The 1,311-nt window shown below is 42.4% G+C and carries 2 protein-coding genes; both read left to right on the forward strand.

The genetic code is table 11. The features are described 5' to 3' along the window. Positions 1–41: 41 nt before the first annotated feature. Positions 42–449 (forward strand): hypothetical protein, encoded by a 408-nt coding sequence (locus NPE20_RS26780; RefSeq protein ID WP_256541790.1) that lies wholly within the window; start codon positions 42–44, stop codon positions 447–449. An 8-nt stretch (positions 450–457) separates the two neighbouring features. Then, positions 458–1,267 carry an IS3 family transposase gene (locus NPE20_RS26785; RefSeq protein ID WP_256541791.1) on the forward strand — a complete coding sequence of 270 codons (810 nt, stop codon included), beginning with the start codon at positions 458–460 and terminating at the stop codon, positions 1,265–1,267. Positions 1,268–1,311: the final 44 nt, after the last annotated feature.

A 1,311-nucleotide genomic window follows, 5' to 3' on the forward strand; every position in this document is an offset into this window, starting at 1 on the left:
TGTAGCGTCCTAAAATAAGTTGACACAAAAAGTGTTAACAGATGAAAGAACAAGAAGTTAAGGTTTACCAAAGGAAGACCCAAAAAGATTACAGTTTAGCGTTCAAACTGGAGATTGTGGACGCTGTAGAAAAAGGCGAACTTACCTACAAGCAGGCCCAGTTTCGTTATGGCATCCAGGGCAGGAGCACTGTTTTGGTTTGGTTGCGAAAACATGGTAGATTAGATTGGAAAGAATCAGAAGCCATGAAACGCGATACCCCCAACAAAAAGATCAGGGAACTGGAAAAAAAGTTAAAGCGACTGGAGCAGGAAAAAGAGATATTGAACCGGGCAATCGATATAGCCGATAGCCAGCTAAATACTGATATCAGAAAAAAGTATTTGAGCCTGTTGTCCGAAGCTACAGAGCAGGCTCAAAGCGAGAACGGCGAACCGTTGGATCAGTAGCTAAGGTATTGGGATATAGCCGTCAGTACTTCTATAAGCATTGTAAAGAGCAGGAGCAGCGGACAGCGCAGGAACTACAGGTAAGGCACCTTGTCGATAAAGAGCGCAAGGTATTATCCCGCTTAGGCGGCAGGAAACTTCACCACCAGATCAGGGATAGCCTACAGGCGCAGGAAATCAAGTTTGGGCGGGATAAACTGTTTGGGCTATTAAGAAAACTCGGGATGCTTATTCGGCCAAAACGCAGATATGTGCAGACTACGATGTCAAAGCATTGGTTAAGAAAATACCCGAACCTGGTTAAGGATATCGTTGTTAAACGTCCTGATGAAGTTTGGGTAAGTGACATTACTTATCTTAAAACAGATGAGGGCAATTGTTACCTGAATATGGTTACTGATGCTTACAGCAGAAAGATAATGGGCTATGCTATAGCCGACAATATGGAAGCAGCTCAAATGAAGCAGGCATTTCAAATGGCTGTCAAAAACAGGGAAAACAAGCAACACTCACTAATCCATCATTCAGACCGGGGCCTGCAATATTGTAGTGCTGAATATGTAAGTATTGCTGATCAACATCAGATAAAGATGAGCATGACCGAAAATGGCGACCCCTATGAAAACGCATTGGCGGAACGGATGAACAGAACTTTAAAAGAAGAGTTTGGACTGGGTGCTACGTTAAAATCAAAGCTTCACGCAAAATTATTGACTGAAGAAGCCATTGATCTATACAACAATCGCCGGCCACACTTATCTTTGAAAATGAAAACACCACAAAGTGTTTATAAACAAAAATCCCAGCTACTCTCGTAACTGGGACTATCGTAAAATCTGTCAACTTATTTCAGGACGATTCA

Origin of the sequence: Mucilaginibacter aquariorum (assembly GCF_024498135.1) — a bacterium.
Taxonomy (GTDB): Bacteria; Bacteroidota; Bacteroidia; order Sphingobacteriales; family Sphingobacteriaceae; genus Mucilaginibacter; species Mucilaginibacter aquariorum.